This is a genomic window from Pseudomonas sp. LG1D9, assembly GCF_002949995.1.
Classification (GTDB): domain Bacteria; phylum Pseudomonadota; class Gammaproteobacteria; order Pseudomonadales; family Pseudomonadaceae; genus Aquipseudomonas; species Aquipseudomonas proteolytica.
Genome location: NZ_CP026881.1, coordinates 13,814 through 33,490 on the forward strand (window position 1 = coordinate 13,814; position 19,677 = coordinate 33,490).

16 protein-coding genes are annotated in these 19,677 nt (G+C 51.3%); 11 read left to right on the forward strand and 5 right to left on the reverse strand.

The window, feature by feature from the left end:
• Nucleotides 1–70: 70 nt before the first annotated feature.
• Genes C5F71_RS00095 through C5F71_RS00110 form a run of 4 tightly spaced genes read left to right on the forward strand, consistent with a single transcriptional unit; the run spans nt 71 to nt 4,270 of the window.
• Nucleotides 71–1,027 carry a TIGR03756 family integrating conjugative element protein gene (locus C5F71_RS00095; protein WP_104910328.1) on the forward strand — a complete coding sequence of 319 codons (957 nt, stop codon included), beginning with the start codon at nt 71–73 and terminating at the stop codon, nt 1,025–1,027.
• Nucleotides 1,024–2,406, forward strand: a complete 1,383-nt coding sequence (locus tag C5F71_RS00100; protein ID WP_104910329.1) for an integrating conjugative element protein — start codon at nt 1,024–1,026, stop codon at nt 2,404–2,406. The genes C5F71_RS00095 and C5F71_RS00100 overlap by 4 nt, the downstream gene beginning before the upstream one ends.
• A gap of 3 nt (nt 2,407–2,409) precedes the next feature.
• The gene (locus tag C5F71_RS00105) at nt 2,410–2,718 is read left to right on the forward strand and encodes a hypothetical protein (protein ID WP_104910330.1); all 309 of its coding nucleotides are present in this window, start codon (nt 2,410–2,412) and stop codon (nt 2,716–2,718) included.
• Between the two features lie 10 nt (nt 2,719–2,728).
• A complete protein-coding gene (locus C5F71_RS00110; RefSeq protein WP_104910331.1) occupies nt 2,729–4,270 on the forward strand; it encodes a conjugal transfer protein TraG N-terminal domain-containing protein in 1,542 nt (513 codons plus the stop codon).
• Here the strand turns inward: C5F71_RS00110 and C5F71_RS00115 are convergent.
• A complete protein-coding gene (locus tag C5F71_RS00115; protein ID WP_104910332.1) occupies nt 4,259–4,657 on the reverse strand; it encodes a DUF3742 family protein in 399 nt (132 codons plus the stop codon). The two genes, C5F71_RS00110 and C5F71_RS00115, sit on opposite strands and share 12 nt — an antisense overlap.
• Nucleotides 4,658–5,114: 457 nt before the next feature.
• Here C5F71_RS00115 and C5F71_RS00120 point away from each other — a divergent pair, with 457 nt between their 5' ends.
• Both C5F71_RS00120 and C5F71_RS00125 read left to right on the forward strand, forming a co-directional pair.
• On the forward strand, nt 5,115–5,444 hold the full coding sequence (locus C5F71_RS00120; RefSeq protein WP_104910333.1) for a hypothetical protein: 330 nt from the start codon (nt 5,115–5,117) through the stop codon (nt 5,442–5,444).
• Nucleotides 5,445–5,574: 130 nt separating this feature from the next.
• Complete coding sequence (locus C5F71_RS00125; RefSeq protein ID WP_104910334.1) at nt 5,575–6,537, forward strand: ArdC family protein; 963 nt, start codon at nt 5,575–5,577, stop codon at nt 6,535–6,537.
• A gap of 91 nt (nt 6,538–6,628) precedes the next feature.
• Here C5F71_RS00125 and C5F71_RS00130 read toward each other — a convergent pair whose 3' ends face one another.
• The gene (locus tag C5F71_RS00130; RefSeq protein WP_061449399.1) at nt 6,629–6,826 is read right to left on the reverse strand and encodes a hypothetical protein; all 198 of its coding nucleotides are present in this window, start codon (nt 6,824–6,826) and stop codon (nt 6,629–6,631) included.
• Between the two features lie 225 nt (nt 6,827–7,051).
• On the opposite strand from C5F71_RS00130, the gene mobH reads away from it, so the two are divergent.
• The 5 genes from mobH (at nt 7,052) to C5F71_RS00155 (ending at nt 14,153) form a co-directional block, all read left to right on the forward strand.
• Nucleotides 7,052–8,776, forward strand: coding sequence for a MobH family relaxase (gene mobH, locus C5F71_RS00135; RefSeq protein WP_104910335.1), 1,725 nt, complete (start codon nt 7,052–7,054; stop codon nt 8,774–8,776).
• A gap of 403 nt (nt 8,777–9,179) precedes the next feature.
• The gene (dndB, locus tag C5F71_RS00140) at nt 9,180–10,259 is read left to right on the forward strand and encodes a DNA sulfur modification protein DndB (RefSeq protein ID WP_104910336.1); all 1,080 of its coding nucleotides are present in this window, start codon (nt 9,180–9,182) and stop codon (nt 10,257–10,259) included.
• Nucleotides 10,259–11,785, forward strand: a complete 1,527-nt coding sequence (gene dndC / locus C5F71_RS00145) for a DNA phosphorothioation system sulfurtransferase DndC (RefSeq protein ID WP_104910337.1) — start codon at nt 10,259–10,261, stop codon at nt 11,783–11,785. The genes dndB and dndC overlap by 1 nt, the downstream gene beginning before the upstream one ends.
• Nucleotides 11,782–13,794: a DNA sulfur modification protein DndD gene (gene dndD / locus C5F71_RS00150; RefSeq protein ID WP_104910338.1), complete on the forward strand. Its 2,013-nt coding sequence runs from the start codon at nt 11,782–11,784 to the stop codon at nt 13,792–13,794. The genes dndC and dndD overlap by 4 nt, the downstream gene beginning before the upstream one ends.
• The gene (locus C5F71_RS00155) at nt 13,791–14,153 is read left to right on the forward strand and encodes a DndE family protein (RefSeq protein WP_104910339.1); all 363 of its coding nucleotides are present in this window, start codon (nt 13,791–13,793) and stop codon (nt 14,151–14,153) included. The genes dndD and C5F71_RS00155 overlap by 4 nt, the downstream gene beginning before the upstream one ends.
• Before the next feature lie 207 nt (nt 14,154–14,360).
• Here the strand turns inward: C5F71_RS00155 and C5F71_RS00160 are convergent, their stop codons facing one another.
• The 3 genes from C5F71_RS00160 to C5F71_RS00170 all read right to left on the reverse strand — a co-directional run bounded on the left by C5F71_RS00160 (nt 14,361) and on the right by C5F71_RS00170 (nt 19,251).
• Nucleotides 14,361–16,169 carry a DUF262 domain-containing protein gene (locus tag C5F71_RS00160; RefSeq protein WP_104910340.1) on the reverse strand — a complete coding sequence of 603 codons (1,809 nt, stop codon included), beginning with the start codon at nt 16,167–16,169 and terminating at the stop codon, nt 14,361–14,363.
• A gap of 464 nt (nt 16,170–16,633) precedes the next feature.
• Nucleotides 16,634–18,424, reverse strand: a complete 1,791-nt coding sequence (locus C5F71_RS00165; protein ID WP_104910341.1) for a DUF262 domain-containing protein — start codon at nt 18,422–18,424, stop codon at nt 16,634–16,636.
• Between the two features lie 14 nt (nt 18,425–18,438).
• On the reverse strand, nt 18,439–19,251 hold the full coding sequence (locus C5F71_RS00170; RefSeq protein WP_104910342.1) for a putative phage abortive infection protein: 813 nt from the start codon (nt 19,249–19,251) through the stop codon (nt 18,439–18,441).
• Between the last annotated feature and the right edge of the window lie 426 nt (nt 19,252–19,677).

Sequence of the window (19,677 nt, forward strand, 5' to 3'; positions counted from 1 at the left end):
TCATAATTTCCACTGACAGTCTTCAGTCCGTAATCGAACCTGCCCAGGCCATACACTGAGAGCCTGGATCATGCCTGTTGCCTGCTCGTCAATCCCGCCCACAAAGCTACGGCCCTTGGCGCTGAGTATCCTGCTGGCGTGCGGCCCAAGCGTGGCGCTGGACACCGGCAGCATCACGTCCTCCGTGCTTTCGCAAAACTGCCTCGACTACAGGGTCGTCGGTATTTGTTTCTGGCTCCTCTGCACGCCCTTCGGCTGCACAGTCAAAACCTCGACCAAGGTTCGTCATTTCACTCCTGAATTGGTGGTCTCGAGCTACGCCACCACCGGCAATAACCCTTGGACCGAGATGACCACCCTCTCCTCGCCCATCAGCGGTGCGGAAGGTGGCGGCAACCTGATCACCCCGAACACCCACCGCGACAACCTGCCCCGCTTTAAGAACGTCGATGGTATCGGCCACCCCGGTGGCTGGATCGCCACGCAACTGGCTTCGCAATCCGGCTATGCCTGCGCCAGCGGTGCAACTGCATTCATGCCTTACTACCTGAGTACCCTGGACTCACTGGCGTGGCGTCATGGCATCCCGGAAAGTCTTTACCCCGAGTCGCTCATGCCGGGGATCCGTGAAATCGGACGTCAGGCTTCGGGAAACATGTGGGGCAACGTCTATCCCCGGCAGGGCTTTCTGGTACAGCCCGACGATTTCAAGGCGGCCGCAGTCATGGCGCAACGGGCCGGCGATGTGATTACCCGCAACTGGCAGCCGCATGTGTACTTACCACTCACGCCCGCCAAACGCGACGGCTACTGGCCGCCGGGTCCGATCGTTGAAAACGACGCTTCGACCCACAAATGGCAATTGCTCTACCCCCAGGTGCAGCCCACGTGCGCCATCTTCCCCAGCGATCCGGTACAGAGCGCGGATGGTGGCTACGCCTGGTCGCTGTGGCGGCCCTATAGCTGTTGCAAACGTGAGGGGCAGACCTTCCTGTTCAGCATCGACTTCGAAGGAGGTGCTTCATGAGCCGGTTTCTCGCGCGCCCCTGGTTGGGCGTGATGAGTCTGTTGCTCTACGGGCTACTCGCTATGGCCACTCATGCCCACGCCGCCGAGGGCGATTACCGCCTGGGCACTCAAGGCGAAGTGCTCGATGACCGAGTGATGTACACCATCGGTGGCGGCTCGGCAGTGGGCTCACCGAGCTCGCTCTACCGACCCAGCGGTCTCGGTGTCGGCGGGTCCTGGCGAGCAAACATGATGTGCGGAAACATGAGCCTCACCAATACCCTGCAGAACCAGTTGAACGGCGTCACCGAAGGTTTCCAGCAGATCATGGGCAGCATCGTGCAGAACGCGACCCAAGCCGTGATGTCGCTGCCAGCATTGATCATCCAGCGCGCCAACCCCGGACTCTATGAGTTGCTGAGTAACGGCGTTATGCAGGGTCGCATCGACTTCGATCGTTCCAAATTGACCTGCCAGGCCATGGCCGAAAAGATGGCGGACAAGGTCGGTCAAGCCGGCTGGGGCGCGCTGGCCAAGAACCAGGAGATGCAGGGCAACCTGGAGCAAACCGGCGGTGATGCAGTGGCCGCAGTGAAAAACACCGAGGCCCAAAACGGCAACAATGGGGTGTCCTGGGTCGGCGGCCAGAAGGCTGGAGGTAGTGGGCACCCCCCCATCCGGGTGACTTCCGACGTAGTGCGAGCAGGCTACAACCTGCTGCATAACCGGTCGGTGGATGACAGCGCCTCGATCAGTAGCAGCGACTGCTTAGGCGGGGCTATTTGCCAGACTTGGACCTCGCCCCAAGAGGAATCCGAATGGGCCGTCCGCGTGTTGGGCGAGAGCGAAGTCGCGACCTGCGACAGCTGCGAAACTCTGCGTGCGACCGCTGGCAGCGGACTGACGCCGCTGATCCAAGAGGCCTATAACGTGCGCCTCAAGGCCCTGCAAGGGCTGTTGTCTGGCTCTCTGCCGCCTACCCCTGACAACCTGGCGAAAGCCTCCAGCCCGATGCTGCCGGTGACCCGTGGTGTGGTCGAAGCCCTGCGTGACGACCCCGATCAGGACCTGTTGGCGCGGCGCCTGGCCAGTGAGACGGCCTTGTCCAGTGTGCTCGACAAAGCGTTGCTGCTACTGCGCACCCTGCTGGCGGGCAGTCACGAACCGAACATCGCCTCCGCCGAGCCGGCACAGAGCGCCTTGACGAAAAACATCGACACCCTGGAGCGCGAAATACGCCTGCTGCAGACCGAACTGCAGGTCCGGCAGATGCTGGCGACCAACACCGCCAGCCTGGTACTCGACCGACATGCCGGTGGTGCCGACGCATCGCGTACCGTCGAGCAAGGCGACCCCGAGCCCGGCCGACTCAATGATGCTGACGCCAGGCGCAAGTGAGCCATGAAACGCTCACCGCTATTCACTTTGCTTTCGAGTCTGGGGATTGCCGCAGTGATGATCCTGACCACTGTACTGGTCGCCTGGATCGGACGCACTGCGCTGGATAGTTTCGAGGCCTGGCAGCAGGCATTCGAATCCGTACGACCCTATCTGCGGGGGTGGCGTGCCCTGCTCTACGCCGCCCTCTTTGCGCTCTGGTGGGATCTGTTTCAGCGCTACCGACATCGACCCCAGGATCGATTGCGCGTGAAGTGCATCGGAGCATTAGGGCTCGTGCTCGTTACTTGCGTCGAACTCACCCGACTGTGAGGCCACCACCATGCTCATGAGCACCAACAGCTACCTCGAGTTTTACCTCTCTCTGCTGGCCTGGATCATCAATAACGGCCTCTGGAGCGTCCTGTCCGACACCGGGCTATTTGCCGCGCCCTTCGGCGCGATCATCCTCCAGGAATGGCTGTCAGCCCGTCAGCAAGGCGCGGATGAAGGCAACAAGGGACTGCTCTCGGTGCCGCGGATCGAGAACCGGTTGTGGCTGGCCTACATCGTCGTATTGTTCGGTTGCGCGCCGGTCTTTCCGTTGAGCCTCGCCTCGATGGCGTTCGATGATGCGGCGAGTCAGCGCTGCGGCGTGAGTGTGGCCCAACCGACGGAAACCGCCTGGGGGACGACCTTCAATACTATCGGCGAACGCTCCGCCAATGTGCCGATCTGGTGGTTTCTGGTGCATGCCTTGAGCAAAGGCGTGACTGCGTCAGCCACTGCCTCTATCCCCTGCGCAGCGGATATCCGGCAGATGCGCATGGAGATCGACAGTTCGCGCATCGACAGCCAGGTACTGCTGCAGGAAGTCGCCGACTTCACTCGCGACTGCTATGGCTATTCCCGTTCTCGGTTGTTTACCAATCGCCCGCAACTGGACAAGGTACAAAGTCACGACGCGTCCTGGATCGGCTCAAGCTATCTTCTCGACACGCCCGGCTACTACGACACGGATCGCTCGCGTACACCGCGAGCCAGTTGGCCGTATAACGACAGCCGCGATGTTTCCTTGCCGCGGCTGGAGAATGGCGCGGGCTACCCCACCTGCAAGCAGTGGTGGAGTGATAGCGGCGTTGGGTTGCGCGACCGCTTGATCCAGCAGGTCGATCCCTCGCTGCTGACTCAACTGAAAGGTTGGTTGACTGGCCGTTCGAGCAACGAGATCGAGGATGCAACCCTGCGTGAGTTGGTCAGCCCGCGCCAGCAATCGATGTCCATGTCGCCCGGACAGGTGTACCAGGACTATGGCTCCAGTGCCCGAGGCGGCTCGATCAATCAGGGGCTCAATAACCTGGCCACCAATACCGGGCTGGCACTGGGTTCCTTCAGCAACTTCCCGGCGATGAATGCACTACGCGCCGCCCTGCCGATGGTGCAGGCTTTCCTGATCATGGGCGTCATCATCAGCTTGCCGCTGATTCTGTTGGTCAGTACCTATCAGCTGAAGACCGTCATGACCGTGACGTTCGCGCTGTTCACCTTACACATGCTGAGCTTCTGGTGGGAACTGGCTCGTTGGGTCGACTCCAGCATGCTCGATACCTTGTACAACCAGGTCTCGGCGTCCAATCAAGTGCTGTTATCGCTGCCCACATCCGGGTTTATGGATGGGACTGTCACCGCGCAGGTGATCGAGTATGTGATGGGGGCGATGTTCATCGTGCTGCCGATGCTGTTTCTAGGGGCCATGAGCTGGGCGGGATATTCAGTCGGCAGCGGGATTCAAGGCATGTTGGCGAATGGTAGCAAAGCAGCAAGTGACGCCGCGAGCAAAGGTACGGATCAAATATTGGGTGCTGCTAAGCGTTCAATTAGATGACTTGCTGTCGCCTATATAATGCCCATTGTCGTCGAACTCACCGATGTAGAGGTCAGCACCTAGGTAGTCTGGCCCTGGGTTTTTCTCTTGTTGATCGGCACCAATAAAAACCCTGAGCCATAGCAAAGTAGTGACAGCCAGCACCATCACAATGAAAGTAACCATCCAAACACTGACAAAGAGCAGCCCTCCGATCATTGCCAGTTTGGCAATCAGAAAGCTCCCGCGAACAAGTAATTTACCCGCGGGCAATCCCGCCGTCACCGCACGCTCAGCCACGCGGGACTCAAACGCTTTCAAATTGCGATACCCGCGCTTTATCGACATGCCACAGGTATATGCCCAGCGGTGGGCACGTGAATTCTGAACAGGGTTCTGAGTCGGCATGTTCTCGCCCTCTTCTGAGCGTTTTCATGATTGAGACAGGAGTAACAGCCTACTACTGAAAACTGTCCGTGCCTGACCGTTTATCAGCTTGCCAAGCCAAAAAAACTTCACTGGAAGACAGAAGACGAACATCGTGACACAGGGTCTCTTCGGAGGTTGACCCGTATAAATCGCTCCGCTAAATACAAGGTACGGATCGCTGTTATCGACAGCACCCTACCCAGGCAGCCAGAACCTTCAAGGCTACGTCACTTCGGTGATGGTTCTTCCCCAAGTGCGATCAGCGTTCGGTAGCTCGCACGGTCACCGTTTCTACGGTGATGAACGCCTACTGCTCTTCTGAGCGTCTTCCGAGCCCCGCTCACCAAGCAAACCTTCTCGTTTTTCTTCAACCCACCGCGGGGAAATTCTCTCCCGCACGGGGCAGGTTTCTTCGCGCTTTCAACGGAGACATACCATGCCCGACTCACTTACACCGGAAACACTGAACAGCCTTCGGTTGCCCATCGTGTTCACCCCTGGCGCGTGGCAACGCGCAGTCCTGCTCAAGCAATCCGATCACGCTGAGAAGCTGCAGGTCGACCGGTTGAGCCACGTATTGCGCGCAGCCTTCGAAGCCCACCTGGCCTATCCACACAAGCCTTACGTGCTGTTCGAGGTAATCCACATTGAACCAACCGATTACTTAGACCACGGCCCGTCGCTGCAATTGAGCCTGAGCCTGCTCCAAGAACCAGATCAGCCTAGCGCCTTGCTGATAGCGCTTGCAGGAGAACACCAGCGCTAAGCGCAATTGACAGTGCCCACCTCCACATTCGGACGCCATGCAAGACCTGCATCGATCCAGCACATCACCCAACCGGGGAACCCTCCCCGATGGGCGCGGCGTTCCTCCGCTTTCTCTCGAGGAAATTGCCATGCGCGATATCTACCAAGACGTGACAGACAAGATCGTTAAAGCTTTGGACCAAGGCGTTACCCCCTGGATCAAACCCTGGTCCTCAAGTGGCTCAGTTGACGTCAGTCGTCATCAACCCTTCCCCATCAATGCCATCACGCGTCGTCCCTACTCGGGCATCAATTTACCATTGCTCTGGGCCGAGGCCAGGTTGCAGGGGTTCACTCAAGATCGGTGGCTGACCTTCAATCAAGCCCGAAAGGCGGGTGGGCACATCCGTAAGGGGGAACACAGCACTCTGGCAGTCCTCTACAAGCCGATGGAACGCGAGGAGCAGACCGAGTCAGGCCAACCCGTACTCGATGAAAACGGTCAACCCAAGGTCGCTCACTTTGGCATTGTTAGGACACATTTTCTGTTCAACATCGAGCAAACGGAGGGGCTCGAAATGCTTAGTGACACCCTGCTCGAGACGGAACAGAGTGATCCCTTCCAGCCCAACAGCGCCGCGGAAAATCTGCTGTTAAGTTCAGGTGCACGCATCGTTCATCGGCCTGCCAACGAAGCCTTTTACCACCCGATCAGAGATATCATCCAACTGCCGACAAAGGCACAATTTCACGATGAAAGCGGGTACTACGCCACGGCACTGCATGAGCTGACGCACTGGACCGGGCATCACGCTCGGTTGCAGCGCGAAGGCGTGACGTCAGCATGTCCGTTCGGCTCACCAGGCTACGGGTTTGAGGAGTTGATCGCCGAAATGGGTGCTGCTTTTTTATGTGCTTATGCCGGCATTCAGGGAGAGCTGCGGCACGAGAGCTATATCGACTCCTGGCTCAGTCTACTCAAGACAGATAAACGCGCGATCTTTCGGGCCAGTGGTCACGCCCGCAGCGCCTCGGAGTATGTACTCAACCTGGAGCAGCAACTGAAGCAAGCGGTCTTGGATGACTCGTCTTGCATGAACGATGGAGCTTAATCGATACCTCACCATTGCAAACGCGTCAAAAGGCCCAACGCGAGTTGGGCCCTTTTTTATGCTCAGAAGAAAGGCTCCATCCATCAGCCTGTCATTCCGAATCCAGGTTCTGTGCCAGAAAATCCACCAGTTCGAGCGGACTACGGCTATCGATTACCTTGTAGATCAGATCACGCTTACTGCGCGGCAACTTCTTGACCAGGCTCTTCGCCGAGGCTCTGACGGCTTCGTCTGTCCCATGGATACGTGCCGCAAGCAGCAGCACCAGCGTGGCGTCTGTCAGATTCATGGCAAGCCCCGAGAAAATTCGCACCGCAGTGTACCGACTCTTGTCTTTTCCGTACCAGCCCTCCAACAAAACGATGTCTTGCCATATCAATATTCCGATTGCCGCACAAAAGGACACACACCAAAAGGATAGGTAAGGGTTGGAAGGGGAATGGGGAGTCAAGGGTAAGAGCCCTATCCGAAAAGGCTAAAAGGCCACTGACCCAACCATTTCCCGGAGGTCCTGATGCTCAGTCTGTTTCGCCACAAAAGGCAGAAGCCTCCTCCGCCACCGACCGTCAACGTCGCCGAAGGTTACCTGTCCGTCGAGTCAGCCCATACCCTCTTAGCAGTGGAGCACCGCCGTCAGTTGCTCGATCGCATCTGGCAATACACCGCCCTCTCCCACGTCCAATTCACCCAGCTCTACTTAAATCCAATCCATCGCTACGCCGAACAGGTCCAGCAACTCCCGGCCAGCGAGACGCACCACCATGCGTATCTCGGTGGCATGCTCGACCATGGCCTGGAGCTGGTCGCTTGCAGTTTGAAACTGCGTCAGTCGTATCTACTGCCCACCGGCGCCGCGCCCGAAGACCAAGCCGCCCAGACCGATGCCTGGTCGGCTGGCATCGCTTATGGTGCCCTGCTGCATGACATCGGCAAGATCGCCGTGGACCTGCTGGTCGAACGCCAGGATGGCCGTGTTTGGCATCCTTGGCAGGGCTCCCTAGATCAGCCCTACCGTTTTCGTTACATCAAGGGTCGTGACTACCACCTGCACGGCGCCGCCGTAGGCTTGCTCTACACCCAAATTCTCGACCGCCCAATCCTCGATTGGCTCAGTGGCTTTCCGTCGCTCTGGGGCAGCTTGCTGTATGTCCTGGCCGGCCAGTACGAACGTGCCGGCGTGCTCGGTGAGTTGGTCATTCAGGCCGACCGTTTCTCCACCGCGCAGAATATCGGAGGTAACCCTAGCAAGGCGCTGCAAGCACCAGTTCATTCGTTGCAACACCATTTGGTCAGCGGACTGCGTCATCTGGTTCAGCACGAGCTAAAACTCAACCAGCCGGGCGCCGCGGGTTGGTTGACCCAAGACGCGCTGTGGCTGGTCAGCAAGACGGTCACGGACAAGCTGCGAGCCTATCTGCTGTCGCAGTCGATCGAGGGTATTCCCTCATCCAACATCGCGGTGTTCGATGAACTCCAGTCGCATGGGCTGGCCGAGTCCACCCCAGAAGGCAAAGCCATCTGGACCGCGCTGGTGACGCAGGGAGACTGGGAGCAGAGCTTTACCTTTCTGCGCCTTCAGCCGGCGTTGATCTGGAGGAACGAAGAACGTCCCGAAGCTTTCAGCGGAACAGTGAGCATTGCAGTCCATGACCACCCGACTGGCGCCCCGGCATCACCAGCAGCGTCAGAGACTGTCAGTACAGGATCGCGTCAAAGCCCATCGCAACCCGATCCCATGGCGATGGAAGACGCTGACTATCTCGGCACGCTATTGGATATGTTCGAGCTGGAAGAGCCTGAGGTCAGCGCTGAATCGTCAGCAAGCACTCTCGAAATCTCAAATACCTCGCTGGATGGCCCAGGTCAGGCATTTCTGAATTGGGTCAAAGAAAGCATCTTGAGCCACAAGCTGGTCATCAATGACAGCAAGGCGAAGGTTCACACGGTGGACGGCACTGTATTTCTCGTGACCCCTGGCCTCTTTCAACGCTATGCGCAGGAGTTTCCTGGTGTGTCTCATGGCACCGGTCAAGAGATCGAAGAATGGCGCTGGGTGCAGAAGCAATTTGAGAAGCTGAAGGTCCACCGAAAGCGCGCTGATGGTTTGAACATCTGGGCGTGCAAAGTGCAAGGTCCCAGGAAGAAAACAACTTTGAAGGGATATCTGATTGCGGAGCCGACATCACTTTTAGAATCGATACCACCAAACAACCCGTTTCTTGCGCTTGATGATGGCTAACGACCTCACATAGGCAGCCGTCCAACTCTTTTCTTGGGCACTGCCCATGCAAGGATTGCCTCCCAGATTCTATATTTTTGTCACTTACAATCTAGCTGCAGATCTATCCATGACACGCTCCTCCCGAAGCGTCGGTGTGCCCAACGCAGCGCATCAGCGATCTCTTCAAGCATGTGAGAAATGCAGATTAACGACCACCCAGATACAGGTATCCATACTGTCATTCTGTTCCGCACTCAAAAACTTGACGTCTACCACGCGCAGGCTCCGCTGTTTAACCCGTCGCCCTACTGACCTCAACTCACAAGCAAGCTGCTGGACCGTACCGTCGCGACATCCCGCCTTGCGTGTATGTTAAAAATATGCAAAATAACGTACCTGCAGAGAAAAGACATGCGAACACATGACGACCTATATTCATTCCTTCCCCTGCGTCCGAGGCATTCAAGCCGGGAGGCCTTGCTACATAGCGATGTGCCCGATGCGCCTTGTGCCAAAGATTTTCATTTTCAACGAGGAAAATGTGCCTGCGGATTTGCGCGCACAGCGAACGTTGAACTTGGCTAGGGTTCCTGAGATTTCCGCATATTTGCTTGACAATCGCGACGACTACACCCTCTCTGCAATCACCGCTTCTGTTGATGGGGTAGTCCAATTCAATCCTGCTTCCGATACTGGCTTAGAGCAAAGCATCGGTACGCTAACCATACCAATGGATGCTCAAATTCTAATCAACGACGGTCAGCACCGTCGGGCAGCCATTGAGCAAGCTATCCGCGAAAATCCAGAACTTGGCTACGACAACATCCCCGTGCTTTTCTTCATTGATGAGGGGCTGAATCGTAGTCAACAAATGTTTGCTGATCTCAACAAGCATGCTGTGAGACCGAGTAATTCAATAAGCACGCTTTACGATCATCGAGACCAAATTTCCGATCTGGCCAGGTACCTGGCCAAAAACGTCGAAATTTTCTCCAGGATGACAGAGCTGGAGAAATCTAGCCTCTCTCCCCGCAGCTCCAAGCTATTCACCCTAAGCGCTATAAAAAACGCCTCCCGCGTCTTATTGAAAAAAGGGAAAGGGGATCTCATTGCGCAGAATGAGCGGGAGCTCGCAAAATCGTTCTGGGAAGAGGTGTCCTTGCAGATGCCTGATTGGATCAGAGCAAAAAACAAAGAGCTGTCGACGTCCGAATTACGGGACAATTACATTCACGCCCACGGCGTGCTGCTGCAAGCAATGGGACTTGTCGGATCTGAACTGATAATCCGTAAGGAGTCTGAATGGAAAAATACCATAAGCCAGCTCCGGAGCATCGATTGGTCTCGAGCAAACCCGGAATGGGAAGGTCGCGCCATGGTTCACGGCCGGATCTCTAAAGCCACAACGAACGTGGCGCTCACAGCAAGTCTTATCAAGAAAAAACTTGGCGTCCCGCTATCCACGGTTGAACGCGAGTTAGAAAACAGGTTTCCTCAATAATGAGTAATGATCAATTCCTCTATCCATCGCACGATGATTTCGTTCAAGAAGCGATCATTTCTGGAAGACCGCTAGCGGATGCTATCCGTGAGCTTCAAAGCATCTACAAGGCCGATAATCGCCCATGGGTAGTGGGTTTCAGCGGCGGCAAGGACTCTACCGTCATCCTGTCGCTCACATACTATGCCCTGAAGATGTTGCCGCCTGAAGAACGCCACAAGCACGTGTACGTCGTCTCCTCCGACACTCGAGTAGAAACCCCTGTAGTAGTCGACATGATCCGCCAGGTACTTGATTCGGTGAACGCTCAAGCCGTTCAAGATCAGATTCCGATGACAGCCCATTCTGTCACCCCTAAAGTTGGAGAAACGTTCTGGGCCAACCTCCTAGGTAAGGGCTACCCAGCACCGACCAAGGCGTTTCGCTGGTGCACAGAGCGGATGAAAATCGATCCAGTTAGCGAATTTATCAAAGACAAGGTAGCCCGTTTCGGCGAAGTCGTGGTGGTACTCGGCTCGAGACGCGAAGAAAGCAACACGCGTGCGCAGGTGATCACGCGCCACAAAATCGATGGATCTGCTTTGGGCCGGCATACCACCCTGCCAAATGCCTATACCTATATGCCCATTGAGCTATGGCACGCTGACGATGTCTGGGAATATCTCATGAGTGCTGCCAGGCCTTGGGGCGGCTCCAATCGAGTGTTGTTTGAGCTGTACAAAGACTCCAACGCTGGCGAGTGCCCACTGGTAATCGACACCAATACACCATCCTGTGGCAATTCACGCTTCGGCTGCTGGACGTGCACCGTGGTGACTCATGACAAAGCAATCGAGGGCCTCGTAAACAGCGGCGAGGATTGGATGCTGCCGCTGCTGCAGTTCCGCAACCAGCTACATGCCAGCTCACTCCCCGAAAACAAAACTGAATACCGTAACTACAAACGTCGTACCGGAAAAGTGACCTTCGCGAGAGGGGCTATAGACGACGACACAAATGCTGCAACCAAACACGTGCCTGGCCCGTATTGGATGAAGTATCGCAAAGAGTGGCTGAAGCTGCTTCTGGAGATTGAGAAAGGTATTCGTGAGACGGATCGTGATATCGAACTGATCGGCCGTGATGAACTGCAAGTAATCCGCCAGCAATGGCTGAAAGACCCGAATGAGCCGGACTGGGTTGATTCACTTCCTAAAATTTATGCCGAGGTCTATCCCGCGGATACGGTTGAGTGGATCAAGAATGATGCCGGCGCGTTCACCGAGCCTGATGCCGCCATCCTCAATGCACTGGAAGCGGAACATGGTGTGCCGGCAGTATTGATCATGAAGCTGATCGATACAGAGCAGTCGTTCTCCGGCCTGTCACGCCGCAAAGGCATTCTGGAGGAATTGCAGAAAATCCTGGAGCAGGACTGGGGTGGACTTGATGAAGCTATGGAGCGGCGCGCCATTCCTAAAGTTAACGACACATATAAAACCGCTTTCGAATCCATGAAAGCTGAAATAGATGGTTTGCTGCAATGATTATTGATTCCCTTTCAGTACTAGATTTCCGAGTTTTTAGCGGAGCCCACAACTTTGATCTGGTTCCTAAGATCAAAAGAGGCAAAAACGCGCCTATCGTTTTGTTCGGCGGTTTAAATGGCGGCGGTAAGACAACCATTCTAAGCGCGCTAAAGCTTGCTTTGTATGGCAAAGGCGTACTGGGCTCAGGCGCAACAGTTGTCGACTATCACCAATATCTTCGTGACTGCATCCATAGAGCACACAACAGCATTGCCAAACCTACACGGGCGGCTGTCGAACTTACCTTCCGCTATGCGCAATATGGGCTCATCTCGAGTTATCAATTGACCCGGGATTGGTTTATTGATCGTGGCGGCAAGATCAAAGAAGGCCTTATAATTTCCAGGGACGGCAAACACCTGACCGAGCTTTCATATGATCAGGCACAAGCTTTTCTTAACGAGCTGATCCCGATTGGCGTATCCGAGCTGTTCTTCTTTGACGGCGAAAAAATCGCAAGCCTCGCTGAAGAAACATCCGGGGACGCTCTACGAGAGTCGATCAACAAACTTTTAGGCTTGGACCTCATCGACAGGCTGCATTCTGACCTATCCGTGATCATCAGAGGCCGCTCAGTAAAAAAAGCATCTGAAGATCGCAAGCAAAAAATAGCTGAAGCAGAACGAACTTACGAGGATCTAAAGAAGCAGCTCGCTGATACACGCGAAAAACTTGTCCATATGCGTGTCAATACCGTCGAGGCAAACAAAAACCTGGCCAACATTGAGGCAAGTATTAATGCGCGCGGCGGTGCCTGGAGCGCTACAAGAGAGGAAGAAATAGCTAGTCTTGACTCACTGGCGAGTGAGAAAAAAGCCATAGAGCATACTTTGCATGAGATGCTGAGTGGCTTACTTCCGTTTGCAATTACCCGGAAATTGAACGAAAAACTCCTCGTACAACTGGACTCTGAGCAACGCGCGGAAAAAGTGCAGGTTCTTTCTGAATATTTGGAGCGTCAGAAAATCAATTTTCTGACAGAACTCGAATCGACGCTAAAAATCAGCAAGGAGCAGAGACCTGCCCTTCAAGATATTTTCCTTAGGACATTCGGTTCAGAACTCGGTAATAGCGATCGAAGCCTATCGCCAGTACATGAGCTCTCGGACACCCAGCGATCTAGCATCACTCACCGCCTGATGAATGATATGGGAGCGCTCCAACAACGAGCCGCTGGTCTAGTGGCAAAGCTTCAGGACACTGACACCGGAATCGAATCTGCTAAAGAAAATATTGCTCGAGCCCCAGAAGAAAAAGTGCTAATGCCACTGTTTAACGAACAAGGGCAGCTACAAGGGCGCTTGTCCGTTCTAGAAGAACAAAGATCTTTGATAGTTGAGGAAGCGAAGACACTTCTCAATCAATTGTCCACTGCAGCACGCCAATTAGATGAACTATATACAGAAATTGCCGAAACCCAAGAAGCAGAGCGTCTAACCGGCCTTGCACAAAATGCCAGAGAAGTTTTAAGAGAGTTCTCTGCACGTGCTCGAATTGAAAAGCTCAAAGAACTTGAGTCGCAGTTTTTCATATCATTCAACGGTCTCGCGCGCAAAGAAGATCGAAACCTCAGTATCCAGATTGATCCTAGCTCCTTCGAGGTCGTTCTTATTGACGATGAGGGTGTATCGCTACGTAAGGATGAGCTGTCAGCAGGTGAGAAGCAGATATTCGCAATCTCTGTTCTAGAGGCGTTAGCGCGAACGTCGGGGCGAAGCCTGCCAGTAGTAATCGACACGCCGCTTGGTCGCCTCGATTCTGTTCATCGTAAAAAACTCGTGGAGAATTATTTCCCTAAAACCAGCCATCAAGTAATTATTCTCTCGACAGATACAGAGATTGATTACGCTTTTTATGAGGGACTTCAGGGAAGTATTTCTCACTCCTATCACCTGGTATACAACCCAGAAACTCGATCTACTCAAGCCGAGGAAGGATATTTCTGGCGGTGGGTTAATAACGCATGAACACATTTCCGCACAAATTCAGGATTTCAATTTCGTCAACCGCAAAACTAAAATATCTTAAATCTAAGACTGGTCTAACGCCTAATATCTTAAGCCGGTACGCAATCGCCCTTGCTCTGGCCGATGAAAATGGCCTAGGCAATGCCAGCGTATCGGATTTAGAAGGACAGGAGTTCAATGCCCCCACCCTATTTGGTGAGCACTTAGATATTTACGAAGCGCTGCTCAGGCAATTCACACATCAAAGTGATTTAGACTGGGATCCCGTCAGGCATGTAGCGTCCCTGATCGAGGTAGGTCTTCATAAAATGGGGCATATACGCTCGCTCAAAGACGTAGCGCTACTGATTAGTAAATAATCAACAATCTTGACCAGCGATGCGGTTTATCACCCATCGCAATGGTCACATACTCACAGGTGAGGCAAGCCTCACCATTATTCCGATGCTTTTAGGGTCGATCTTAAAATTAACGATAGGATCCATATTCCCTTTAGCCTTAGTAATTTGACGCCGACGGAACAGGACGCACTTGATAACTTACAAGCACCGCCGGCACGATTCACTTTACACAACGAAGATATGGCGTGCCATTTCCAGTACATTCCTTTCATACTCAACAGAAGCTTTCAAATTCCACTTGAGCTTCTTGCCGATTTTTTGATTTAACGCAATCGACGACGATTTGAAGACACCTCGTTTAGCCGCAAAATTATCGTTATCGGCCATTGAGTTTATCTCCGGATCAAGGATAGTTAGATTGCCAATGGAATTTTTCCTAGGCTCCATCTCTATATCGATATCTGCTGCTTTTGCATTTTTTGGATATACATGTTCAATAGATGTCTCCCCAAAATCCAACAATCTATGTCCTTCAAAGCATTTGGGCACGCCTACCGCCCCACTCTCGTACCAAGCGTAATAGGAATCAAGCATCATCAGAAAATGCTTTATGTTTTTATTGCCTCCTGTTTTGCTTTGATAATGCAACGACATCAAACCATTGATAAAGTTATGTAATGGTGCACGCTGCTCAAGCAAGCCCCCTAGCTTCTGCCTTAGTGAATTTACGCTATACGCAGTACCTTGAGTACGTATGACTTCACATTCTGAATAATAAAGCCCCTTTAGCGGAGTTACATGCTCGTTGCAAATAATTTTATACCTGAAAAATGCTCGCTCAAGCATTAAAACAATATCTCTGAAGTTAACATGACCCAGTTCACTTGCAGCCAGCAATAGAGGAACACTGAGGGTGTGCCCTAAATGAACGACCAAGCTTGCCAACCGGGCTCTATCCCAGGGCGTCACAGGCCTTTGATCTGCAAATATCCACTCACCCTTTGTAAAAGCCCTGCAGCGCTCCACATCTGCATGAATAACTTTTAGCTGCGCGATGATATATTTTGCATCTTTCTTTTTTACTCCGCCTGGTGCCAACCCTTCGAAAAATGCCTCCATATATACATCAGCGAGTGCACCAGACCTAGCTCGCCTATATGCATGAGACTCATATATCCACTGTAAAAAATCATACGTTTTATTTGGCTTGTCCGACAGTATATCGTCCCAAATTTGTTCAGCCGCTAACTGCTCATCACCATAACCTTCCAAAAGCTCCAAGGTCTTAACCCTTAGCAAATCTCCATCTGTCAGCGAAACGCCCCGATCGTTAATTACCTGGAATAATCTATATGCATCTGGTTTGTTCTCCGCGACCATATGAAGCATTGAAAAATCGCTGAGCAATACATCATGTACCTGCTCAAGAGCGTCAACTTTCGCGGCAAAATCGTCACATTGATTTTGTACTTCTTTCAAATACGCAACAACTTTACCCATTGCGGATAATAACTTTTCATGCGAGTCAATTTCACAATCTGGTTCGTTTCCTGCCAATAAACCTCGAAAATAACCCTCATCTTTCTTAGACAAAGTGAGAACATTGGCACTTGTGACAACTCGATTAACCACCTGCTCGTGAGTAACAAATGATATCTTGAGATTTTTTATATAGTGCTCAACCCTTTTCCTGAGTTCGAGATCATCAAGAAAACCCGCGAGTTCACTAAAGACGTCCATCAGAGCATACCCGAACAACACAATTGTCGTTATTCGCTGCTGACCATCAACTAGCTGATAATGGACAGCATTAGCAACCCCCTCAATATCACTTTTAATGCTAAGAATACCGCCAAGGAAATGCTCACGATGCGCTCCACCTACACGCGAGCGATAACATACATCCACATCAGAAATGAAATCTTGAACGGAATCAGAATCCCAAGCATAACCTCTCTGATATTTAGGGACGGAGAAAACCGTCTTATCTCCAAAAACATCTCCTACAGCAGCATGAACGGGCTTGATATTCATCCTTGGCGTCCTTTCGTTTACGAATCTAAAGTTCCAACGTCAGAGTAACAGGCGAAGAAAAAAAAGGCACTAAAACGAGCTTGTTACAACCGCACTCGTTGCTAACGAGACAATACGCCATTTCGGAAGACGCGTGACGACTTAGTTTGGAACGCCAAATAGAATCGAGGAATGGCCTGAAGAGCCGTGGGTAAGCGCACAGTGTAGAACCACTGCGATGTAGTTTGCGGCGATTTCGCCACTACGATAACTTACAGGGTCTACACCGAAGAAAATGGTATCCTGGTTGCCTCATCTCAAGCTGTCCGCGTATCTGTCACCCCAGTCAGTAGACTGGACCAAACTTTTATCAACAGCGGCGATTGCACTGCTCCGCTGTATTTAACTAATACTAATCGATTGCCCTATGTCCATTACCATAACAGGAGAACATAGGGCTACACCACAATCATTGAAAGAAAATATCACTCCTCAAACTTTAGAGGCCAAACATTTGTTGCATAGGTTTCAGCAAGATACAATTGTCGCTTGGCAATACTTTCAAAAGTCCACTCCCCTTTCTCCAGCCAACTGTGAGTATTTTTTGCCACACTGACTGGCAAGCTTAAGCCACTTCGCAAATAGTCCAAATTATCATCATTCTCAAATTTTACAGACAAAGCCTTGTTCTTCACAGTCTGATTGACATCATGAGGAAGCATAAGAAGATTGCCAATTCTATTTAAGTATCCACTATAACCTTCTTTTTCTTGCACTCCCAGCCACTCCATCCCTGGCTTCTTTGGCATTATAAACTCTACTCTCTGGGAAGCATTATTGTTACGCGGCCTCGTATCCAAAACTGGTTTGATGTAATTTTCTATTTTCCAAATTATGTAAAATGCTTGCCTAATATTGCTCACAGCAGCTTTTGAGAAATTCTCCACGAACCGCTCATCCGAACTTTTTCTCGAGAAATAATTCGACACTTCTGCGAGTGACAAATCCGCTCTTACCATCGCGGATGCCTCTCCAAAAAACTCTTGCAACGAACCCACAGAGTCTTTTGCAATAAGCCCCTGTCTAAACAAGTAGTTCTCAGCAAGAACTAGATACTTTTTAAGAGCTACGACATTTTCGCCGTGCTTATCCATTATTGCCATGATGAAAGAAGCACAGTGCGACTTCCATAATGGATCTACAATTGCGTACCTCAAATCTTCTAACTCGACATCCCACCCTTTTAAATCACCAAGTAGGAACTGCCGCCAATTCAAGGAGTCCTTACTAAACTCTTGTGCAAAATCGAGCGCCCGTATTGTAGTTGACGAAAGCACCTTAGAAACCTCTTCAAATATCATCTCCTTTTTAACCCGCTCATGACGATACGTAAAAGAAAATTGAATTAACTGAGGCAAATCTAGCTTCTTATTATCAGGCTGACTTTCTGAATTATCTATAAAGACATCCCACAATCTTGTAACGCTTTCAACTACATTTCCGCCGGAGGACACTGCATGCTCCAACAAGACATTTTTAATAAGATCAGCTTGAGACAAATCTAGCCCCCGCTCGTTTAATGTCTCAAACAAGCGATATGCCAATGATAAATTAGCAGTACGAACTACCAAAACATAAAAAAACTCGGTCAAAGTCTCTACCAGATCTCTTATCCGAGATTGCCTCTCCTCTGAATCTTTGCCTTTCAACTCTTCTTCTATAGAGCTGTAGAAAAAATCGAACGCCCTAATAATATTGGCCTGAACCTCGGATTTTTTATCACCCGCTCTATCCCAATACTCTCGCTTAGATTCGACCGAAGGGTTTTCGAATAAACTATTGCAGTAAAAATCATCTTCCCTGTTCAACTTTAGGCGGGGAACAAAACCGGCATTTGGCGCCACAACACAATCAAGTAAAACATGCTCAAGCTTCAAGCGAATCTTTTGATCCATTATCTCGGAAGTATAAGATCGCAAACACTCCGAAAGAATTGTGATGGTAGTCAACCGCTGTTGCCCATCAATTATCTCCCATCTCGCGCTATCGTGAGACTGCTCTTGACCAATCACCACAATCGCACCTAAAAAGTGACCAATTGCATTACCACCAGGCCCTTGCTCCTTGACAGCAGTAATCAAGTCATCCCACAGCTTCTCGAGCTGTTCAAAACCCCATCTGTATTCGCGCTGATTAGGAGGTACCACAAAATAGGTAGACTTTATAAGTTCACTAACGCTTGTAGACTTCGTGGCCAGTTGCTGACTTGGATTCATAATTAAAAACTCAACTAAATGGGATTAACTACCAAAGAAGAATGAAGATCTGCATCAAAATACAACTGCTTTGAAATATCTCCAAAAAAGTTATATTTATTTAAATTATCTAATGCTAACGATCCACCACAATTCAGCGAATGGTAAAAAATAAGAAGCCGTTCATTTGCGGATAACTGCGCGTTAACAATCGAGTAGTATTGCAACGGATTGCTAGGGCTTCGCACCTCTATGAAATCAATAATGCTTTTTAGAGATCCCACGTAGTGCCCAATAAACCTATCGTTATCAGCACTAAAAATCTTATAGGCCTGCGCAATTATTTCGCGCTCATCCCTACCAGTGGAATGATATTTCTTTACGTTCTCATAATTGATCTTGAGTCTTCGCAGCAATATACGAAACGCTCCCCGCCCCTGATTATAATCCTCTTTTTTCTCAGTATCTTCCAGATCTAAAGTCTTGACATTTTCATTATAAAGAAGAACCATAGAAAAGAAGGTATTTTCAAACGCCTGAACATTTAAATGAGCACTTTGTTCCTTCAGAGCAGAGGTAGAATGAGAAAGTTCTCGGGACTGGATAATTAAAGCGCCTAATATCGCAAACAAAGACAGCATCGCGAGTATCGGATTTAAAGTCCCTCCAAAGAAATCACCAAACTGCCCCCATGCAGCATGATCGACTAAATAGTCGCCAGCAAAATGCTTTTTATAAATTACAATGACACTTCCAGCACAAATTACTGCCACAGCTAATATGACCGCCGATACTTTTATCACCGCCGAGTCAAAAAAACCGGTGCCATCTTGAGCCTTATCCTGCATGTATCCATACCTTCTAATAATTTGCAGCAGCTAGGACTTCGCTATTACAAGTTAACGTTTCCAGAACTCATCCGAAACAGTTTCCATCAGCGATATTACATTACGCTTAGTAAAGATCCAAATCGTGTCACCCCCTGAAATTACGTTGCATGTCTTCGGCGCGCACGCTATCACTAGATAGTCAGAGCCAGAGGTTCCCCAGGCTGAGATACGCCCCAGTCTTCCCGCGCGCAGACAAGTTGAAGCCCTGCGCATCCTCATAATAGGCAATGCTGCATAGCAAGCTGCATACAGGTGATTGGAGCCAGTCAGCATGAAGATCGCCTGAGTCAGATGGACGGCTAGAATGTAGATCAGCCAGGATGAAATGTCAGCTTTAGCTGCAATGAATCTCAGCCCTCAGCGATACACATCAGAATTACCAAC

Coding starts and splice junctions, on each gene's coding strand:
- C5F71_RS00095 (WP_104910328.1), top strand. CDS start 71: ATGCCTGTTGCCTGCTCGTCAATCCCGCCCACAAAGCTACGGCCCTTG.
- C5F71_RS00100 (WP_104910329.1), top strand. CDS start 1,024: ATGAGCCGGTTTCTCGCGCGCCCCTGGTTGGGCGTGATGAGTCTGTTG.
- C5F71_RS00105 (WP_104910330.1), top strand. CDS start 2,410: ATGAAACGCTCACCGCTATTCACTTTGCTTTCGAGTCTGGGGATTGCC.
- C5F71_RS00110 (WP_104910331.1), top strand. CDS start 2,729: ATGCTCATGAGCACCAACAGCTACCTCGAGTTTTACCTCTCTCTGCTG.
- C5F71_RS00115 (WP_104910332.1), bottom strand. CDS start 4,657: ATGCCGACTCAGAACCCTGTTCAGAATTCACGTGCCCACCGCTGGGCA.
- C5F71_RS00120 (WP_104910333.1), top strand. CDS start 5,115: ATGCCCGACTCACTTACACCGGAAACACTGAACAGCCTTCGGTTGCCC.
- C5F71_RS00125 (WP_104910334.1), top strand. CDS start 5,575: ATGCGCGATATCTACCAAGACGTGACAGACAAGATCGTTAAAGCTTTG.
- C5F71_RS00130 (WP_061449399.1), bottom strand. CDS start 6,826: ATGAATCTGACAGACGCCACGCTGGTGCTGCTGCTTGCGGCACGTATC.
- mobH (WP_104910335.1), top strand. CDS start 7,052: ATGCTCAGTCTGTTTCGCCACAAAAGGCAGAAGCCTCCTCCGCCACCG.
- dndB (WP_104910336.1), top strand. CDS start 9,180: ATGACGACCTATATTCATTCCTTCCCCTGCGTCCGAGGCATTCAAGCC.
- dndC (WP_104910337.1), top strand. CDS start 10,259: ATGAGTAATGATCAATTCCTCTATCCATCGCACGATGATTTCGTTCAA.
- dndD (WP_104910338.1), top strand. CDS start 11,782: ATGATTATTGATTCCCTTTCAGTACTAGATTTCCGAGTTTTTAGCGGA.
- C5F71_RS00155 (WP_104910339.1), top strand. CDS start 13,791: ATGAACACATTTCCGCACAAATTCAGGATTTCAATTTCGTCAACCGCA.
- C5F71_RS00160 (WP_104910340.1), bottom strand. CDS start 16,169: ATGAATATCAAGCCCGTTCATGCTGCTGTAGGAGATGTTTTTGGAGAT.
- C5F71_RS00165 (WP_104910341.1), bottom strand. CDS start 18,424: ATGAATCCAAGTCAGCAACTGGCCACGAAGTCTACAAGCGTTAGTGAA.
- C5F71_RS00170 (WP_104910342.1), bottom strand. CDS start 19,251: ATGCAGGATAAGGCTCAAGATGGCACCGGTTTTTTTGACTCGGCGGTG.